We start from the raw sequence: 767 nt of genomic DNA on the forward strand, positions 1-767 counted from the left end.
TTAGTGCCTTTAGGCCCAGTTGAGCACGCTAAAGCGTGCGAAACAAAAAACCACCCGCTATGCGGGCGGATAGCAAAATAGTTATACCAAAAAGCCCTCCATAAGAATTAGAATGTAGGTGTCGAAGCCAACATTGCTAAATCGAAAGGGGACTTTTTAAATGGCGAATAAACTCAATAGTCTTGCGCACACAAAATGGTTATGCAAGTACCATATCGTATTCACTCCAAAGTATAGGAGAAAGATGATTTATAATCAATATCGACGTGACTTACAGGAGGATATCCGGCTTTTGTGCCAGTATAAAGGGGTCAAGATTCTGGAAGGTCATATGATGCCAGATCATGTCCATCTCCTGGTAAGTATCCCGCCCAAGCTTAGTGTGTCGAGCTTTATGGGATATTTAAAGGGGAAAAGTGCGTTGATGATGTTTGACCAGCATGCAAATTTGAAATATAAATTTGGAAATCGACATTTCTGGTCAGTCGGATACTATGTGAGCACGGTGGGTTTGAACGAAGCCACCATCAAAAAATATATTCGTGATCAAGAAAAAAGTGATCAGGCAGTGGATAGACTCAGCGTTCGGGAGTATGAGGACCCTTTTAAGGGTCAAGGTAGGTAATACAAACGCCGCTTAGAGCGGCAGCAAAAGTGGCAAACGCAATTTGGCTTTGACACACAGAAGCCAGCGCCTTGAGACGCCGGCCGGTACCCAGGGCTTATAGCCCTCGAGAAAACCACCCGTTCAACGGGTGGTTTTTATT

The 767-nt window shown here is 44.2% G+C and carries 1 protein-coding gene; it reads left to right on the top strand.

What is annotated here, in order from left to right:
• The first annotated feature begins 160 nt into the window (after positions 1–160).
• Entirely contained in the window at positions 161–625 is a 465-nt protein-coding gene (tnpA, locus tag FC99_RS00290; protein WP_048732517.1) for an IS200/IS605 family transposase, read from the top strand.
• Positions 626–767 lie beyond the last annotated feature (142 nt).

The sequence above is a fragment of the Levilactobacillus koreensis JCM 16448 genome, from assembly GCF_001435525.1.
GTDB lineage: Bacteria > Bacillota > Bacilli > Lactobacillales > Lactobacillaceae > Levilactobacillus > Levilactobacillus koreensis.

Bases quoted from the DNA above. Each gene is read 5' to 3' on its own strand.
- tnpA (WP_048732517.1), top strand. From the start codon at position 161: ATGGCGAATAAACTCAATAGTCTTGCGCACACAAAATGGTTATGCAAG.